Raw genomic sequence first — 17,658 nt, forward strand, 5'->3', positions numbered from 1 at the left:
ACCTAAATCTACCGTAATGAACTCATCATTTCTACGTACCATTTCTCTTTCACTATTATTATTTATTTCTGTTACAAGTGTCAAGGCTCAGGTAATTACCCAAACCGATACTTCCCATGTACAACCCGAATCTGTAATTTATTTAAAAAGTAAAATCTTCTACATTGGAAAAATGCTTGAACAAACTCCAGAATTTGTTCGATTTGAAACACCTGATGGTCGGAAGAAAAAAATTTACAACACAAGTATCGACAAAATTGTACCTCTCGATCCTACAAACCCACCCGTAAAGTACTACTTCGAAGACCGATTTTTAGATAGGCTCATTCTAAGTCCAACAGGATTTGAAGGTGGGCAAGAAGGAGCGCAACTCCATATTCATTCGGGGATAACAGAAATATCTTTATTTCCGATTAAAAAGTTTTCGATGTCGGGAGCTATATTTCCTTTTTATCCTAGGCTATTTTATATGTACAAAGCCAAGTTTATTTTTTTAGATACAAGGCTTTTTCATGCCTCTGTATCAGGTGGAAAAATAGGCGCATTTAGCAGTAGTGGTGCGTACTGGGCTCCTGCGCTAAGTATTGGCACAAGCAAATCATTTGTGAATATTTCAACAGCATTTTTCAAAAATGATCAAGAAAATAGCAAAGGTGTTGTAGCCACAACGCTAGGATACTCCAAACGTTTAAATCATCAATTGACGTTAATGAACGAAGGAGTCATGGTGTTTGAAGGAGGGGATGCTATATTAACGATGCTGGGTTCGTCATTGAAAATTAGTCGAGCAAGATATGCCTTGGAGTTAGGACTTAACTTCATCATTGATACAGATGACTATAGGAATAGAGTTACCATCAATGGTTCGCCCAGATTTAGTCTTCATCTTCTGCTTAATAAACCTAATGCTCAAAAAAATCCGTAATCCTTTGATGCAAACAGATGAGTTTTAAAGATTTTAGTAAAATACCATTCAAAGCACTGCATAAGAATGCGGTAGTTGTTGGTTACTGCCAAAAACTTTACGAACTTTGCTAAAATTTTCTCATTAACAAAAAGAGAAGGTACTTGAGTATATCTATCTGATTGTTAATACCAAACATAGCTAAGTGCTATATTTATATTCAAAAAAAATGTCATTCGAACAAAAATCTGAAGGGCCTAAAAAACCTTTCAAATATTTTAATCATGCACCGAGACCCGACAATAAAGATATTGTTTTTGGGGTTCAATCGGTATTGGAGACACTGCGCTCAGGAAAAGAAATCGATAAGATTTTAGTACAAAGAGAATTGGGATCTATTGAAGTGTTAGAGTTCGCTCGTCTTCGTGGTATTCCAGTTCAAAAAGTTCCTTCTGAAAAATTAGACCGTGTTACTCGCAAAAACCACCAAGGTGTAATTGCCTTCGTATCAGCTATCAACTATGCTAAGTTGGACAACGTAGTAGCGGGTATTTACGAAAAAGGAGAAACACCACTTCTTTTAATTTTGGATAGAGTAACCGACGTTCGCAACTTTGGTGCGATTGCTCGTACGGCTGAGTGTACAGGTGTGCATGCTATTGTGCTTCCTACAAAAGGAGCAGCGCAAATCAATGCTGACGCCATGAAAACATCTTCTGGAGCTTTAAACTTTTTACCTGTTTGTCGTGAAGAAAGTTTAGCACAAACAGTAAAGTACCTTCAAGAGTCAGGTATTCAAGTGGTAGGTTGTACAGAAAAAGTTTCGAAAAATCTATATGAAGTAGATATGACTATTCCTACAGCTATCATTATGGGTTCTGAGGAAGATGGTATTTCGGATGAGTTATTAAAAGCAGCTGATGAATTGGCCAGTATTCCAATGGCTGGTCGCGTAGGCTCGCTTAATGTTTCTGTAGCCAATGGCGTAGTATTGTACGAAGCCGTACGTCAGCGCCTTAGCTTGTAGTACATTTATAGTTTGCAGAAACTAGCAATATCTGACTAGTTTCTGCAAATATTTTCACCTAACAACGATTTCTTCGCATAAGAATTTGCCCCTTCGTTTTCTCCTTCTCTCGGCGATTAACTCCATTTTTTGATTTCAATCACAATGTGCCGTTCACTCAATAATCAGAGTTATATTCCACATATTCAAGGAAGTATTTATAATTTTGATTAGAAATCAGAATGCAAAGTTGAGTTTGTTCGTTTTTAGTAAAATTTCATTTCCTAATTACCTGCTACTAATTTGACAAATTGCCTCTCATTTATCAAAAATCGAATTTCACGCAGTTTTTTGCATACCCAGTTATTGAAACAATAACATTTTCGTGCACAGTTCGTTTTAGAATTGAACACGTTTGGATTTAGAAATAATTAGTTACCATAAATAAGTTCGGAATATGAAAAGCTCAATACCAATGGTATTGGGCTTTCTTGTTTCAATGCCCTACTGTCTTTTTACGACTGATGGAGAAGCCTGAGCCGTAGGATACACCAAAATATCTGCCAAGACTACATGCGCTGGACGTGTAACTGTAAAAGCAATAATATCAGCAATATCTTCTGCCACCAAAGGCTGGAATCCTTGATATACAGCATCAGATTTTTGAGCGTCACCTTTGAATCTTACCATTGAAAACTCTGTTTCTACCGCCCCAGGAGCAATATTGGTTACTTTGATATTATGCGGATTCAAATCCAAACGCATTCCCTCCGAAATAGCCTCTACTGCTGCTTTAGAAGCACAATATACATTACCATTTGGATACGTTTGTTTTCCTGCAATCGAACTAATATTGACAATATGTCCTTTCTGACGGGCAATCATCCAAGGCATTACTACCTTCGAAACATAGAGTAACCCTTTGACATTGCCATCAATCATCGCATCCCAGTCAGCAACGTCACCGTCTTGAATCGTCCCTAGTCCGTGAGCATTTCCTGCATTGTTGAGTAAAATATCCACTTGTTTTAATTCTTCTGGAAGGCTATTTAATGCTGTTTCTACAGCCTCACGGTCACGTACATCAAATGTTAAGGTATGTACTTTTACTTTAGATGATAACTCTTCTTTCAACTCATTGAGGCGCTCGATGCGGCGTCCACAAATCACTAAGTCTATTCCTAAATTGGCAAATGCCACTGCGGTTGCTCTACCAATTCCAGAGGTAGCTCCTGTAATAATCGCTAATTTTGACATAATCGTTGCGAGGGAGTTGATGATAACCGCCCCTTATCTTTTGTGTGTTTTATTAATCCTTTCTTAAACAACTCGTAGCAGTATATGAATTGTTTCTAAAGTTATGTAAAAAAGAGAAATGATAGAGTCTCAAAAGACTCTTAGTTGCAATATTAGCAACTCTTACAGGTTTGCCCTTTGATTTTATTTAATCGGCGAAAAATCCGTTGGCATTAGATATTCTGATTTTAAATATACCGTGAGTAATCCTCCTGCTTTAGCTTCTGTTTCAGCTTTTACCTTTTTCCACGCTGGATCAGCATCAAATTCCTTAAATGATGCCAACCCTGAGGCTTTGTCTTTATGTACAACAAAATAGTATAGCATATCCTCCGCACCTTGACTACTCTCAGTTGGTGTCCAATAAATCAAATTATGAATACCGTGTTTTTCGAGTAGTTCAATAGTGTGGTTTTTAAAGCGGTCGAGCAAGTTGCCCAGATTATTAGGAGTAGCTTTATAAACTCTCAGTTCAAAGACACGATTGCCTGCATTTTTCCAATCATAAGGTGAAAAGTTGGTCATTTTTAAGTCAACACTTTCCATTTTAGCAATGATTTCTCCCTCTTTTGTGGTTTCTGCCACTACTTTTTTCCATGCTTTATCCTCTACAAAAGCTTTGGAATAAGCTTCTTTAGCAGATTTATTAGGGAATGACAACAAATAAACGAGCTTACTATCTGTATTATCAAGGGGTACCCAAAAACCTTCGACTTTGATGTGATGTTTTTTGAAAAGTTTTAGCGTATGGTTCTTGAAACGATCTAGTAAAACGTCTAATTTACCTTCAGTGGCATAATAGGTACGCAATTCGTACAAACGATCTTGTGGCGTTTGTGCCTGAAGTGTGGCTATTTTTAGGAACAATAAACATACAAGAATCAGTCGAGGAGCTTTCATGGGAGATAGATTTGTTGAAAAATGTAATAGATTTTGAATATATAAAAAAAGGAAAGAACTCTTTTCGCATCCTTTCCTTTTTCCTTAAAATGATGGTTTATGACTAGTCTTAATCATAGGGAATTTACTTACTTCTCTTCCCTACTGAATCCCTACAATCTCTACTCTGCGATTTCTTTTCTTAGTATCCTCGTTATCGTTTGGAGCTACTGGCTGAGTGCCTCCGTAGCCTTTAAATGTCAAGCGTTTGTCGTCTATACCCTTACTTACAAAATAATTTAAAATCACTCTTGCACGGTTTTCAGACAAGGCTTTATTTAATCTTGGATCGCCAACGTTGTCGGTATGTCCTGCAATTTCGATTTTAGTTTGTGGGTTTTGCTTCAACATAGTCACTACCTTATCCAATTCTGGATAAGATTCTTTCTGAAGAATAAAACTTCCTTGCTCAAAATACACGTTGTTCAGCACAAAGGATTTCCCTTTTTCAATCTTCTGAACTGCATCTGGAGTATTTTTGGCAGCAGGAGCTTCTGCTTTAGCTACCACAGTAGGAATTTGCGTGTTTTCTTTGGTACGAGTCAGTAATATTTCTTTCTTTTTGTCTACCGATGAAGGCTCTATTTTAGCAGAATAAGGCATATATCCTTCTGCTTGAATATCTAACTGGTACGAGGCAACAGGGCTTAATTCAGCACTATAAATATCGTTTTTCAGATTTAAAGCCAACTCTTGCGAAGATTTTAAATCGGTCAAATGCGCTGTAACATTACTCACTATATTTTTATACTTGGCATCGATAACAGAGAACGACAGGATACTTTCTTTTTCAAGCCAAATAGCTGTTTTGCCCTTATCTTTCTTCATACTCTCATCGAGTGTGAAGCGTCCGTCATATAGCTTGTAGCCTTCTGCTTTTACTTCGATAGTATAATTTACTTTGTCCATCAATGACGCCAGCACATATTCGTTACGAATGTCGGTAACCCCTTCTGCGATAGCACCTCCTCCTGGCGCGCTTATTCTTATACTTGCAGGCACTCTGGATTTTTTGACCGCATCAATAGCATACAACTGAATGAAATACTTTTTGAAGGGTTGTAATTCCAAATCTTTACGCTGATCGTCGCTTGTAGCCTGTATTTGTGTTTCGTATTCCTCAAAACCTGCTGCTTTTACTTTCATTTTGTAAGTATGTCCAGGCGTAAGATTTGCACTTACCTCTCCGTTTGGTAATGTTACCATGGCAGATACCATTTTGTTGGTCTGAATATCTGTCATTATCACCAAGGCATCTTTCAATAAATCACGCGTTTCAGCATGAACAGGGCGAGCAGTAAGTACCGAAAAATCTCTTGAGAAATACACATTAAAACTTCTGCTAGCCGAGAGATCTGCAATTGTAATTTTCTCTTTTTTAACAGAATACCCTTTTACTACTGTCTCAACATAATATGAACCAAAAGCAGGAATAACAAACTTAAACTCCATTTTCCCTGATACAGTCAATCCTTGGCTTACGACGCTTCCATCTGCTTTGGTTATCTTAAATATAGCTTCCAAAGGCTTTTGTGAAATAGAATCTTTTGCAGCCAATGTTACAGTCATATCCGACGCCACTCGTGTCATTCGGCATACTAATTCTGTTCCTGAAAAATTACTTATTTCTTGTGAAAAACGTTCAAATCCGCTCGACACCAATTCTATTCGATATTTGTTTTCTGGTAAAATCGAAATACTTGGCGAGCCATCATTCGAAATAATCACCTCAGGCTTGGCATTTTTATCTGACAAATCATACAGCGCATATTTCTGAACATCAATTTTGGCACCTGTTGCATTATCTACTACTTTGATGGCAACCTGTACATATTCTTTTTCGAGACGAATGATATAATTATACTTCTTGTTTTCAAGCAAGTCAGCCATGTTGAAGGTGCTTTGCTTCTGCTTAAATGTGGGTGCTGAAGTTTCGACAGTAAATACTTCTTTTTCAGAAATTCGTATTTCTACCTCAGATTTACCTTGGAAAGTTTCGACACGATTAGACTTTTCTAGTTTAACCGTTAGATTTGCTTCCACAGGTTTATTGGTTTTAGCATCCAAAATGGTAAAACTAACAGGAACAGATTTGTTTCTATACAAAGTAAAAGTAAGCGTTGCACCGACAGGAATATCTTCAATTTTTTGAGATAAAGGACGATACCCATCGGCACTTGCCACCACCTCAAAAGAACCTTTACGTTTCATCATGGCTTTAAATTCGCCAGCAGAACCCTGAATAGTAGGATTTACTTCGCCAGTAAGCATATCTGCAATCTTCACTTTCGAAGTTTTGATAATTTGCTTAGTATCTCCATCCACAATTTTCACCGTCATCGGATAACGGTCATTTTGCATGGCAATCAGCTCTATTTTCTTTTCACCTAATTTAAACTCAGGGAATTCAAGTGTTTTTTCAAAAGGCAAATAACCATCTGCCTCCGCCGAGATTTCTAATACGTCATCTTTTAAAAGTTTAATCTCAAAAAACTCAGTATCCTTATTGGTTTTACCTTCTAAAACTTCTCCTTTTTTCTTTGTTTTTACTTTAAATGAAGCATACAAAAGTCCTTGAGTTATATCGTCTACAGCCTTCAGGCGTATCAGTGTAACCTTCCGAGGAATCAACTTTACTGTCAAATCATTGGTTGATTGTCCCGTGAAATTGAGGTCATTATCTTCAAAATAATCAGATTGGATAGACACTTTTACCTGACGATTTTCTGGAATATGAAGCTTTACAGAATTCATACCTGTTTGTGGCGCAAATTGTGCTGTAGTACCCGTTCCACTTTCAGTCAAAACAACCCTCCAATTTGGCGCAGGCTGATTGGTGCTAGCATCCAATGCCTTAATCGTAAGATTGGTGGTAGTAGCCTCTAAAGCGATTTGAGTCAAAGGCTTTGCATCTTTTTGATTGTCGTATTTGAGGGGTTGCCTAACAGGATTATATCCTTTGGCATTTACCACTAGTTCATATTCTTGTCCTAAAGCTACTGCGCTGGCAATTTGTCCAGTTGCACCTTGTTGCTGGGTTGCAATGGCTTTCCCACTTCCTTTTTCTAGAATTTCTACTTGAGCTGGAATTAGAAAGCGAGTTTGCGAATCAACTACTTGAAATACCAGTTTTAATTGCGGCACATTGGCTGGAATTTTGGCTGGAATTGGCTCAACCTTTGCCTGATTAGCGAGCATCACCAACTTGATTGGCTCGACACTTGCCTCACAGCTCGATTGATTGGTAAGGTCCAGTCCTAATCTTTTTTCATAATAGCCAGCCTCTCTAATTTCAAAAGAGTAGTTTCCTTTTGCAGGGACGATAGCAGTATAATTTCCTTCAGTGTTCGACAAAAATGACGCAATGAGCGTATTCCCTTTATTTTTATCAAAAATATTGATTCTAGTTGCCACAGGTTTATTGGTGAGGGAGTCGGTAATAGTGCCAATAATGGTCTGATTTGCAAATAAAGAAACCGAAGTGGTATAGATATCGTTATTTTCAACAAAGAATAACTCTTGTCCACAGGCAGGTATTGCCGCAAACAAATCAGCTTGTGGTGTGTTTACCTCATTTAAAGGTTTTGCGGGCGACCATGTATTATTCGCTTGAAGAGTAGAATAATATAAGTCAAAATTACCTTTTCCTTCTTTTCTTACCGATGCAAAAACCAAAGTTTTACCATCAGGCATGATTCGAGGAGCTTTTTCACATAGCAAATTGATAGGGCTTGGCAACTCTACAGGTGCTTTCCAACTTCCATCAATGGCTTTTTCGGATACCATGATTCTATAGCAAGACTGGGCATCTTGTGTGTTTTTTTCATTGTATTTGGCACGAGCAAAATACAATTTTTGTCCATCAGGTGACAGAGATGGATATCCTTCATAATCGGTGGTATTGATTGTATTAGGCAAACGAGTTGGCGACGACCATCCAGTAGACTCTTTTACAGAAACAAAAATATCTTCGTGACCAGAAGATTCTTTGCTTTCTGCCGAGAAATACAGAATATTTCCATCGTAGCTCAAGCAAGGAGCACCGAAAGGTTGATTTTCGTAAAAAGTAGCGCTGATTTTGGGTATTGGCGTAGGCACAGACCAAACATTTCCTTTTCTTTTGGTTTCGAACAACTTCCAATCTCCCTGTCGATTTGACTCGAAAATCATGGTACGACCATCTGCACTAACCGTCGGAGCTGTTTCTATAAATTTGGCTGTGTTAACAGGTGGGTTTAAGGCTTTTTTTCCTTGCGCCACGATATGCTGCGAACTCAAAGAGCCAATTATTCCCAAAAGTATAAACTTAATATTTCGTGTTACGTTTTTCATGGGCAATTAATTACTTTGCAAAATTAGTTAATTTTGCCAATTGCGTACCTTGCTTTACACTCTTAGATGAAGTACCGAGTAGCTTTCTTTTCTTTATAACGCACAAAATGACGGTTCATGTTTTGCAAGAATTTGAAAAGTTTTTACTCTTGACTGTCAAAAAAGCAGGTACATTAGGATTTTGAAACCAAAAGATACAGGGTTCAATGATTTTTTTTGCAGAATTAGGCACTCAAGTCTCATTTTTTGACTGATTTATTTTTATTTGGTGCGTCTTCAGAAAAATCATCTCATAAAAATTGCATTTAATCTATAAATAACACAGTTTCGTATCCTGATTTACCCTGAGGCATTTATCTGTAAAAATTGGATTTAGCAGGGATAAGAAACATACAACAGTATTATTAAAATGAAATATTTAATTGTTGGCTTAGGAAATATCGGCCCAGAATACTTATTCACTCGTCACAATATTGGCTTTATGGTCATTGATAAATTAGCTAATACACACGAGGTAAAATACGATATGAGCCGCCTTGCCTATCATACCGAATTTAGACATAAAGGTAAACAAATTCACTTATTGAAGCCTACCACTTTTATGAACCTAAGTGGCAAAGCGGTAAATTATTGGCTAAAAGACTTAAAAATAGAGCCTGAGAATCTACTAGTTATTACAGATGACATTGCTCTACCCTATGGAAAAATGCGTTTAAAAACCAAAGGTTCTCACGGTGGGCACAATGGTTTGAGAAACATTGAAGAGCTATTGGGCACGCAACAATATAGTCGTTTGCGTATCGGAGTTGGAAGTGATTTTTCGAAGGGTCGACAAGCCGACTATGTACTAGGTAATTTTACTGAATCAGAAACAGCCTTTTTACCCGAGCATCTTGATAGAGCAAGTGAAATAGTACTTTCATTTTGTACTCAAGGCGTAAATCAAACGATGAACAAATACAATCAGTAATTGTACTTTTAAAAGAATTTTTCCATTTTTTCAAAAAGATACAATCAGAATAATACAGTAGTATTTTGCACAATTAACAAAATATTATTTTGGTATGCTTACCGACAATTACATCTTATATCCAACTATTCACTGATTTTGAAATAGTTATGGTATAGTTAGCTTCGTAAATTGAAAAAAAACATTTGGAGAATTAAAAAACTTTGCAGAAATTTGCATCATCAAACAACAGCAAAATAATTTGTACAAATCAACGATTAAGCAAATTATTAAAAATGCGAAAGGTGACATAAAAAAGTTACAGGCGTCAAAAAATCAGTATGTAAATTATTACTAGAAAAAAAGAACCAAACACTCTCATTTTTCGTTAATTTATTAAGTAAAAATACTGAAAACAAAACTTGTTGTTGTTCCTTACAAAATTACTTTTGGAAAGGTTTTTGCAAGAATTAGTAATTAGAAACTTGTAAGTCGATTTAAGACTCAAAAATATTTTTTTCATAGTTAAATAGGTTTAGAGGTAAGACGAGAAAGGGCGTTTTCAATGGAGACGCCACTTTTTAATTCTCCTCAAAAGCTATTCAAAGATTTTGGCCAAAGGCCACCGTTTTTTTCATAGTTAAATAGGTTTAGAGGTAAGACGGGAAAGGGCGTCTTCAATGAAGGCGCCACTTTTTAAAAACATTTACACTCAAAGTCGATTAGGTAGTAGCGAATGGGCAGATGGTTGCGATAAAGAGTTTTTGATTTTGTAAAAGGTGCAGTTATTTTTCATAGTTAAATAGGTTTAGAGGTAAGATTTGAAAGGACATGGCTATTGGCTTCGTCCTTTTTTTGTTTTTATTCCCTTTAGTTTTACTCCACTTATTCGCCACAATTATGACTTCATACCCAAAAAATATGTATATACATCAATTTTTCAAAACTCATCAAAAACTCCCCTTTTGTATCAAAGCGACACAATAAAAAAAATTTGTACAATTCTTAGTAAATCCCAATCGTTAGGTATATATTTGTATCAATTTTCATAGTTAAATAGGTTTAGAGGTTAAACAGATAAGGGCGGGAGCTTCTCCTGTCCTTATTTTTATTATGGATTCTGCATATTTCACAATTTGCAACTATCTATGCAAATTGTGCTAAATCCTGTATTTAACGACTCAACAATTCATACTTCAATTTACTGAATATCAAACACTTTCTGAAAAAGCAAAAAAAAATCTGCCACTTTCGTAGCAGATTTTGAAAGACATTTCTTGCAATTATCGTAAGTCTGAAATCGCAGCAAAATCCATATCTGTAAAGTCAAGGTTTTCGCCAGCCATACCCCAAATAAATGAGTAGTTGGTAGTACCAGCACCTGAGTGAATAGACCAAGGTGGAGACACAATCGCCTGATGGTTTGCTACTAGCATGTGACGCGTTTCTTGTGGTTGTCCCATAAAATGGAAAACACGGTGCTCTTGTGGAACATCAAAGTACAAATATGCTTCCATACGACGGTCATGCACGTGTGATGGCATGGTATTCCAAACGCTACCTTTGTTCAACACGGTAAGCCCCATTACGACCTGACAGCTCTGTAAACCATCTTTGTGGATATACTTATAAATCGTACGCTCGTTTGAAGTCTCTAAGCTTCCTAAAGCTACAGGAGAAGCCTCCTCTTTCGACAACTTACTTGTAGGATATACTTGGTGTGCTGGAGCCGACAAAATAAAGAAATTTGCAGGGGCTGAAGCATCAGCACTTTTGAAAGTTACCTTCTGAGAACCTTTACCAATGTACAAGCAGTCCAATTTTGACAATTCAAATACCTGACCATCTACCTCGATTGAACCGTCGCCACCTACGTTGATGATACCGGCCTCTCTTCTTTCAAAGAAATAAGTCGATTTTAAGTTATCATACGTCGGTAACTCCAATGCTTGTTCTACAGGCATTGCTCCACCAATAATCACACGGTCGTAGTGCGTATAAACGAGCTGAATAGTATCAGCAACGAAGTTTTTCTCAACTAAAAAATTGTTTCTTAACGCTTGCGTATCGAAGCCCTTTGCCTCATTTGGGCTGATGGCATGAAGAATTTGCATATTATTTATTTGGTTTTAATAGACTAAGAGAATACTTCTTCAAAAAGAATTTTGCCTTCTAAATCTACTTAGAAAGGCCAAAAGATTATTTTACCAGAACAATCTCCTGTAATCATTTTATTTAAAAAGTACAACTTTTATAAAATCAGTTTATTGAAGAATATTCATTCAATATAAGGTATATTAGGACTGATTGTAAAACGAATCTAAATGGTTTTCAAATTTTCTCTTAGTATCTGAAAGAGTTTTTTTGTGCAATCGTTACCGTAAACGTTATCAATTTAGATCCTAAGATATTTCAAGTACTTTCTCCCTCCTATCCTATCTGTTTTTTGAGACAACGATACGGCAAATAATGTTCTTCCTAAAATGGAAATCACAGCATTGAAGCAATATTGAATAAGTACTATTTCTCATCCCTTATCAACTGACAATATTCATATTTTAATCACAAAAAAGGGCTATCCCCAATGAGAGATAACCCTTTTGTTATAATAACGCTAACTATGAATCTTCTAGTTGATAGAAGCTCCGCTCCAAACGTCCTTTGAAGGATGCAAGAATGCCAAAGAACCATCTTTATCTTCCGCCATCAAAATCATTCCTTCAGATACCATTCCCATCATTGGGCGAGGTGCTAGGTTAGCCAAGAAAGTTACTTGCTTTCCAATCACATCTTCTGGAGAGAAATGCTCTGCAATACCACTCAAAATGGTGCGTTGCTTAAGCCCATCGTTCACTGTCAACTTCAATAGTTTCTTCGATTTTGCTACTTTCTCTGCGGCTTCGATTGTACCGATACGCAAATCCATTTTCGCAAAGTCATCGTACTGAATTGTATCTTTGATAGCCGAAACTTCTTTTCCTGCTAATTCATTCATTTTTTTAGCGTCTTGTAATTTTTGAATCTGTGCTTGAACAGTGGTATCCTCAATTTTATCGAATAACAAACCAATCGACTCAATTGGACTTCCTGCTGTTAGTAAATCGGCATTTCCTGCGTCAGACCAGTTCAAACCTGACAAGCCTAAGCCTGTGCCTAATTTAGCAGCAGTGAAAGGCATAAACGGTTCAGAAACGATTGATAAAGTTGCAGCAATTTGCAAACCTATATTCAAAATTGTACCTGTGCGTTCAACGTCTGTTTTGATTACCTTCCAAGGCTCTGTATCTGCCAAGTATTTGTTACCCAAACGTGCTACATCCATCACCAAAGCCAAAGCCTCACGGAACTTGTAGTTGGCAATAGCATCACCAATTTTATTTGGCAACTCAGCCAAAGTATCTAATGTCTGACGATCAAAATCAGTTAACTCGCCACGTGCAGGGATTTTTGAATCAAAATTCTTTTGCGTCAACACAAAAGCACGGTTAACAAAGTTTCCAAGAATACCTACCAATTCAGAGTTGTTACGTGTTTGGAAATCTCCCCAAGTAAAGTCTGAATCTTTTGTTTCAGGAGCAGAAGCTGCCAAGGCATAACGCAATACGTCTTGCTTGCCTTCAAACTCACGAAGGTACTCGTGCAGCCATACCGCCCAGTTACGTGACGTAGAAATTTTATCACCTTCTAAGTTCATAAACTCATTGGCAGGTACGTTATCAGCCAAAATAAAGCGACCATCTGCCATACACATTGCAGGGAAAATCAAGCAGTGGAAAACGATATTGTCTTTACCAATAAAGTTTACCAAGCGAGTTTCAGGATCTTGCCAATATTTTTGCCATTCGTCGGTCAACTCTTTGGTCATTGAGATATAACCAATCGGCGCATCAAACCACACATATAGCACTTTACCGTCTGTATCAGGAAGCGGTACTTTTACGCCCCAATCCAAGTCACGGGTCATAGCGCGAGGACGCAGACCGTCGTTTAACCAAGATTTAACTTGACCTAATACATTGGTTTTCCATTCTGGATGACTAGCAATATATTCCTCCAAAGCTGGTTGCATTTTGTCTAATGGCAAATACCAGTTTTTGGTTGGTTTCATCACAGGTTTTTCACCACTCAAAGCTGAGCGAGGGTTAATCAATTCGGTTGGAGATAGTGTTGAACCACATTTTTCGCATTGGTCGCCGTAGGCATTTTCATTACCACATTTTGGACAAGTACCTATGATATAGCGGTCAGCCAAAAAAGTTTGTGCTTTTTCATCAAAATACTGTTCTGTAACTTCTTCAACAAATTGACCTTTGTCGTACAAGTTTTTGAACATTTCTTGAGAAGTCTCATGATGTACTTTGTTGGAAGTACGAGAATAGATATCAAAAGAAATCCCAAATTCCTCGAAAGAACCTTTGATGATTTTGTAATACTTATCAACCACTTCTTGTGGTGTAATACCTTCTTTTTTAGCCTTAATCGTAATAGGAACACCATGCTCGTCGGTTCCAGAAACGAATTTTACATCGTGACCAATTGAACGTAGGTATCTAACATAAATATCTGCTGGCAAATAACAGCCTGCAATATGCCCAATATGGATAGGCCCATTGGCATAAATCAAGGCAGCTGTTACGGTTGTTCTTTTAAATTGCTTTGTCATTATATAAACGGAAGAGTAGCTATCTCTTCTTAAGTTTTTGATTCAAAATTTCGGGCAAAATTACGAATAATTTACATGCTATAGGCCGTAGGCGTTAGGCAAAATAAGATTCAACTATTTAGCTGTCGGCTTTCGGCAATGGGCTTTCGGCAAAATATATCTATAGTTATTTAAAAACATGTTAAAACTCTTTGCCTTGTGCCTGTTGCCTAGTGCCTAAATAAATCTTATTGTGCCCAGGCCCACACTAACTTATTACTGAATGCCAATAGCTGAAAGCCGAATGCCTAATATTTTACTTACGCTTTTCTTTCAATGTCTCTTAAGTTCTCCATTTTCTTATTTCTCAAGAAACCATTAATATCCTCCAAATGCTCTTTTACTCGTTTGTTGCCAAATTCGAATACTTTGGTAGCCAAGCCATCCAAGAAATCACGGTCGTGAGAAATTAAGATAATTGTACCTTCAAATGCCTTGAGAGCTTCTTTCAAAATATCTTTAGTCTTAAGGTCAAGGTGGTTGGTAGGTTCATCCAGAATCAACAAGTTTACTGGCTCTAACAACAACTTAATCATGGCCAAACGCGTTCTTTCTCCTCCTGAAAGTACCTTCACTTTCTTCTCGATAGCATCGCCGCTAAACATAAATGCTCCAAGGATATCCTTAATTTTAGTACGAATCTCTCCTACTGCAATATTATCAATCGTTTGAAATACTGATAATTCTCCATCCAATAAAGCTGCTTGATTCTGAGCAAAGTATCCAATCATGGAGTTATGACCGATTTTCAAATCACCTTCGTGCTGAATTTCGTTCATAATTGCTTTAACAAAAGTAGATTTACCTTCCCCGTTTTTCCCTACAAAAGCTACTTTTTCGCCTCTTTCGATGGTCATCGAAACATCTTTGAATACCAAATAGTCGTCATAGCTTTTCGCAACACCCTCTGCAATTACAGGATAGTTACCCGAACGTGGCGCTGGTGGAAACTTTAGATTCAAAGCAGATGTATCTACTTCATCAACCTGAACAATATCCAATTTTTCTAACATCTTCACACGTGATTGCACCTGTAAAGTTTTTGAATATGTACCTTTAAAACGCTCGATAAACTCCGTCGTTTCAGCAATCATTTTTTGCTGTTCGTTAAAGGCTTTTTGTTGTTGCTCCAAACGCTCTTTACGAAGTTGCTGATATTGTGTATAATTTACTTTGTAGTCATAAATTTTACCCATTGTTAACTCAATGGTACGGTTGGTGATATTATCAACAAACGCTCTATCGTGAGAAATAACGATTACAGCTTTGGCGCTATTCAACAAAAAGTCCTCAAGCCATTGTATCGACTCGATATCCATGTGGTTGGTAGGCTCATCTAGCAAAATCAAGTCAGGATTTTGGAGTAAAATTTTTGCCAATTCGATACGCATACGCCAGCCACCACTAAATTCACTCGTTTGGCGCTGAAAATCTGAACGAAGGAATCCCAAACCCAACAAGATTTTTTCAACCTCCGCATCATAGTTGATTTCTTCGATAGAGTAATATTTCTCACTTACTTCAGAAACACGCTCAATAATCGCCATGTATTCATCAGATTCGTAATCAGTGCGCGTTTCGAGTTGGTGATTGAGCTCGTCGATTTCGGCTTTCATACTCAACACATTAGAAAATGCCTTTGAAGTTTCTTCAAATACCGTTGAGTTGTCTTCTGTCAATAAATGCTGAGGCAAATAAGCGATAACAGCATCAGCTGGCTTCGAGATTTTACCACGCGTTGGCTTGTCAACACCTGCAATAATTTTCAACAAAGTGGATTTCCCCGCTCCGTTTTTGCCCATCAAGGCGATTTTATCTTTTTCGTTGACGTTGAATGTTACATCACCAAATAGCGCACGACCGCCAAACTCTACTGTTACGTTATCTACAGAAATCATATATAAAAAATAGCCCGTTTTCGTTTTTTGCTATTACCTTTTGAAGTTGTTATGTGTATCGAGAAAATTCTAGCATACAAAGATAAGGCTGATTTATGAATTCTTTCGGAGAAAAGACTTCCGAATTGAAAGTATTCTTTTGCGCCTCGATTTAAGTACCTACTACGTAAGGGTTCTGAAAAAGCGCAGGTTTGTTTGATAAAAACCCTTGACAATCAAATTGGAAATACTTATCTTTGCACCTCAATTATTATTAAGGCAATAAACAAACAAACAATATGCTGATTATCAACGTAAAAGAAAACGAGTCAATCGACAAAGCTCTTAAAAGATTCAAGAAAAAATTCGAAAAAACTGGTGTAGTTAAAGAACTTCGTAGACGTATGGCATTCGAAAAGCCATCTGTTGAGCGTCGTACTGAAGTAATTCGTGCTTCATACAAGCAAAAAATGTACGGTAACTTAGAGTCTTAATTAACGTTTGATTTCATTTCATAATGTTATCATTTAATCGCGAATTAAGCCGATAACCGTTCAGCATTCATAAAAAATTGACTATCTTTAGAATCATGAATTCAGAGATAGTCAATTTTTTTTTAGCCTACATACAACACGAAAAACGTTGTAGCGATCACACCACCACGGCTTATCGCAATGATATGTCGCAGTTTAGTCATTACCTTGCCAATACTTACGATTTTCATCATCCTCAACTTGCCGACCACCAAATGATTCGTTCGTGGGTGGTATCTCTCTCAGAAGCCAAACTCGATAGTCGTTCGATTAATCGAAAAGTGGCTACGCTTCGAAGCTTTTATAAATTTTTACTTTTCAAGAAAATCATCGACCAAGACCCTATGCGCAAGGTCGTGGCAATGAAAACAGCCAAGAATATTCCTACGTTTGTGAGAGAAAGCGAGATGGAAATGTTGTTGGACAAGGTGGAGTTTCCAGAAGATTTTGAGGGTGTCCGTGACAAACTCATCATGGAATTACTCTATGGCTCGGGTATTCGTTTGTCAGAACTTATTGAGTTGGAAGTAAAAGACATTGATTTTTACCAACATACCATTAAGGTTTTAGGAAAAAGAAATAAGGAAAGAATTGTGCCTATTCATGCCAATCTCTCTGCGCAAATAAAGGAATATATTGAGATAAGAGATAGAGAAGGTTTTCAACATCATTTGTTGATTGTAAGCAATAAAGGCGAACAAGGTTATCCTGTGATGATTCAACGAATTGTCAAAAAATATCTTTCACTTGTAACAAGCTTAACGAAAAAATCACCTCACGTATTGCGTCACTCCTATGCCACCCATTTGTTGAATAATGGCGCCGATTTGACTGCTATTAAGGATTTAATGGGACATACTTCCTTAGCTGCCACGCAGGTATATACCCACAATTCGATGGAAAAATTGAAAAAAATATATGAGCAGGCGCATCCGAAGGCATAATTGAGTGGGTGAGTGATTTTTATAAATTTCCTAGTTCAAGACTTAGTCTTGGACTTATTTTTTTAAAACAGTTTACAAACTGTAATCAAACACTAGTTCGAGACTTTGTCTCGAACTAGTGTTTGATTTTTAAGGTAAGACATTACGTCTCTACTGATATAATGAATATTAAAAAC

Annotated in this window: 11 protein-coding genes; 5 read left to right on the top strand and 6 right to left on the bottom strand. The window is 37.1% G+C overall.

Annotated features, from left to right (window positions below):
* The first annotated feature begins 16 nt into the window (after positions 1–16).
* Together QM524_RS07390 and rlmB are read left to right on the top strand one after the other, a co-directional pair.
* On the top strand, positions 17–925 hold the full coding sequence (locus QM524_RS07390) for a hypothetical protein (RefSeq protein ID WP_283344084.1): 909 nt from the start codon (positions 17–19) through the stop codon (positions 923–925).
* 208 nt (positions 926–1,133) lie between these two features.
* Positions 1,134–1,931 carry a 23S rRNA (guanosine(2251)-2'-O)-methyltransferase RlmB gene (gene rlmB / locus QM524_RS07395; protein ID WP_166579231.1) on the top strand — a complete coding sequence of 266 codons (798 nt, stop codon included), beginning with the start codon at positions 1,134–1,136 and terminating at the stop codon, positions 1,929–1,931.
* A gap of 483 nt (positions 1,932–2,414) precedes the next feature.
* On the opposite strand, the gene QM524_RS07400 is transcribed toward rlmB, so the two are convergent.
* The 3 genes from QM524_RS07400 to QM524_RS07410 form a co-directional block, all read right to left on the bottom strand.
* Positions 2,415–3,167, bottom strand: a complete 753-nt coding sequence (locus QM524_RS07400; protein ID WP_095160399.1) for an SDR family NAD(P)-dependent oxidoreductase — start codon at positions 3,165–3,167, stop codon at positions 2,415–2,417.
* Between the two features lie 183 nt (positions 3,168–3,350).
* Entirely contained in the window at positions 3,351–4,106 is a 756-nt protein-coding gene (locus QM524_RS07405; protein ID WP_283344085.1) for an NIPSNAP family protein, read from the bottom strand.
* Positions 4,107–4,247: 141 nt separating this feature from the next.
* Positions 4,248–8,477: an OmpA family protein gene (locus QM524_RS07410; RefSeq protein ID WP_283344086.1), complete on the bottom strand. Its 4,230-nt coding sequence runs from the start codon at positions 8,475–8,477 to the stop codon at positions 4,248–4,250.
* Between the two features lie 409 nt (positions 8,478–8,886).
* On the opposite strand from QM524_RS07410, the gene pth reads away from it, so the two are divergent.
* Positions 8,887–9,447: an aminoacyl-tRNA hydrolase gene (gene pth / locus QM524_RS07415; protein ID WP_283344087.1), complete on the top strand. Its 561-nt coding sequence runs from the start codon at positions 8,887–8,889 to the stop codon at positions 9,445–9,447.
* 1,262 nt (positions 9,448–10,709) lie between these two features.
* On the opposite strand, the gene kduI is transcribed toward pth, so the two are convergent.
* The 3 genes from kduI to QM524_RS07430 all read right to left on the bottom strand — a co-directional run bounded on the left by kduI (position 10,710) and on the right by QM524_RS07430 (position 16,026).
* Positions 10,710–11,540, bottom strand: a complete 831-nt coding sequence (kduI, locus tag QM524_RS07420) for a 5-dehydro-4-deoxy-D-glucuronate isomerase (RefSeq protein WP_283344088.1) — start codon at positions 11,538–11,540, stop codon at positions 10,710–10,712.
* Positions 11,541–12,055: 515 nt separating this feature from the next.
* Complete coding sequence (gene metG, locus QM524_RS07425; RefSeq protein ID WP_283344089.1) at positions 12,056–14,089, bottom strand: methionine--tRNA ligase; 2,034 nt, start codon at positions 14,087–14,089, stop codon at positions 12,056–12,058.
* Positions 14,090–14,388: 299 nt separating this feature from the next.
* The gene (locus QM524_RS07430) at positions 14,389–16,026 is read right to left on the bottom strand and encodes an ABC-F family ATP-binding cassette domain-containing protein (protein ID WP_095160390.1); all 1,638 of its coding nucleotides are present in this window, start codon (positions 16,024–16,026) and stop codon (positions 14,389–14,391) included.
* Positions 16,027–16,304: 278 nt separating this feature from the next.
* On the opposite strand from QM524_RS07430, the gene rpsU reads away from it, so the two are divergent.
* Together rpsU and QM524_RS07440 are read left to right on the top strand one after the other, a co-directional pair.
* Positions 16,305–16,499 carry a 30S ribosomal protein S21 gene (gene rpsU, locus QM524_RS07435; RefSeq protein ID WP_095160389.1) on the top strand — a complete coding sequence of 65 codons (195 nt, stop codon included), beginning with the start codon at positions 16,305–16,307 and terminating at the stop codon, positions 16,497–16,499.
* A gap of 95 nt (positions 16,500–16,594) precedes the next feature.
* A complete protein-coding gene (locus tag QM524_RS07440) occupies positions 16,595–17,482 on the top strand; it encodes a tyrosine-type recombinase/integrase (RefSeq protein ID WP_166579236.1) in 888 nt (295 codons plus the stop codon).
* Positions 17,483–17,658: the final 176 nt, after the last annotated feature.

Origin of the sequence: Flectobacillus roseus (assembly GCF_030056595.1) — a bacterium.
Lineage (GTDB): Bacteria > Bacteroidota > Bacteroidia > Cytophagales > Spirosomataceae > Flectobacillus > Flectobacillus roseus.

What these genes read in the sequence shown, in the direction of transcription:
- kduI (WP_283344088.1), bottom strand. Translation starts at nt 11,540, where the DNA reads ATGCAAATTCTTCATGCCATCAGCCCAAATGAGGCAAAGGGCTTCGAT.
- QM524_RS07400 (WP_095160399.1), bottom strand. Translation starts at nt 3,167, where the DNA reads ATGTCAAAATTAGCGATTATTACAGGAGCTACCTCTGGAATTGGTAGA.
- rpsU (WP_095160389.1), top strand. Translation starts at nt 16,305, where the DNA reads ATGCTGATTATCAACGTAAAAGAAAACGAGTCAATCGACAAAGCTCTT.
- rlmB (WP_166579231.1), top strand. Translation starts at nt 1,134, where the DNA reads ATGTCATTCGAACAAAAATCTGAAGGGCCTAAAAAACCTTTCAAATAT.
- metG (WP_283344089.1), bottom strand. Translation starts at nt 14,089, where the DNA reads ATGACAAAGCAATTTAAAAGAACAACCGTAACAGCTGCCTTGATTTAT.
- QM524_RS07430 (WP_095160390.1), bottom strand. Translation starts at nt 16,026, where the DNA reads ATGATTTCTGTAGATAACGTAACAGTAGAGTTTGGCGGTCGTGCGCTA.
- QM524_RS07405 (WP_283344085.1), bottom strand. Translation starts at nt 4,106, where the DNA reads ATGAAAGCTCCTCGACTGATTCTTGTATGTTTATTGTTCCTAAAAATA.
- QM524_RS07390 (WP_283344084.1), top strand. Translation starts at nt 17, where the DNA reads ATGAACTCATCATTTCTACGTACCATTTCTCTTTCACTATTATTATTT.
- pth (WP_283344087.1), top strand. Translation starts at nt 8,887, where the DNA reads ATGAAATATTTAATTGTTGGCTTAGGAAATATCGGCCCAGAATACTTA.
- QM524_RS07410 (WP_283344086.1), bottom strand. Translation starts at nt 8,477, where the DNA reads ATGAAAAACGTAACACGAAATATTAAGTTTATACTTTTGGGAATAATT.
- QM524_RS07440 (WP_166579236.1), top strand. Translation starts at nt 16,595, where the DNA reads ATGAATTCAGAGATAGTCAATTTTTTTTTAGCCTACATACAACACGAA.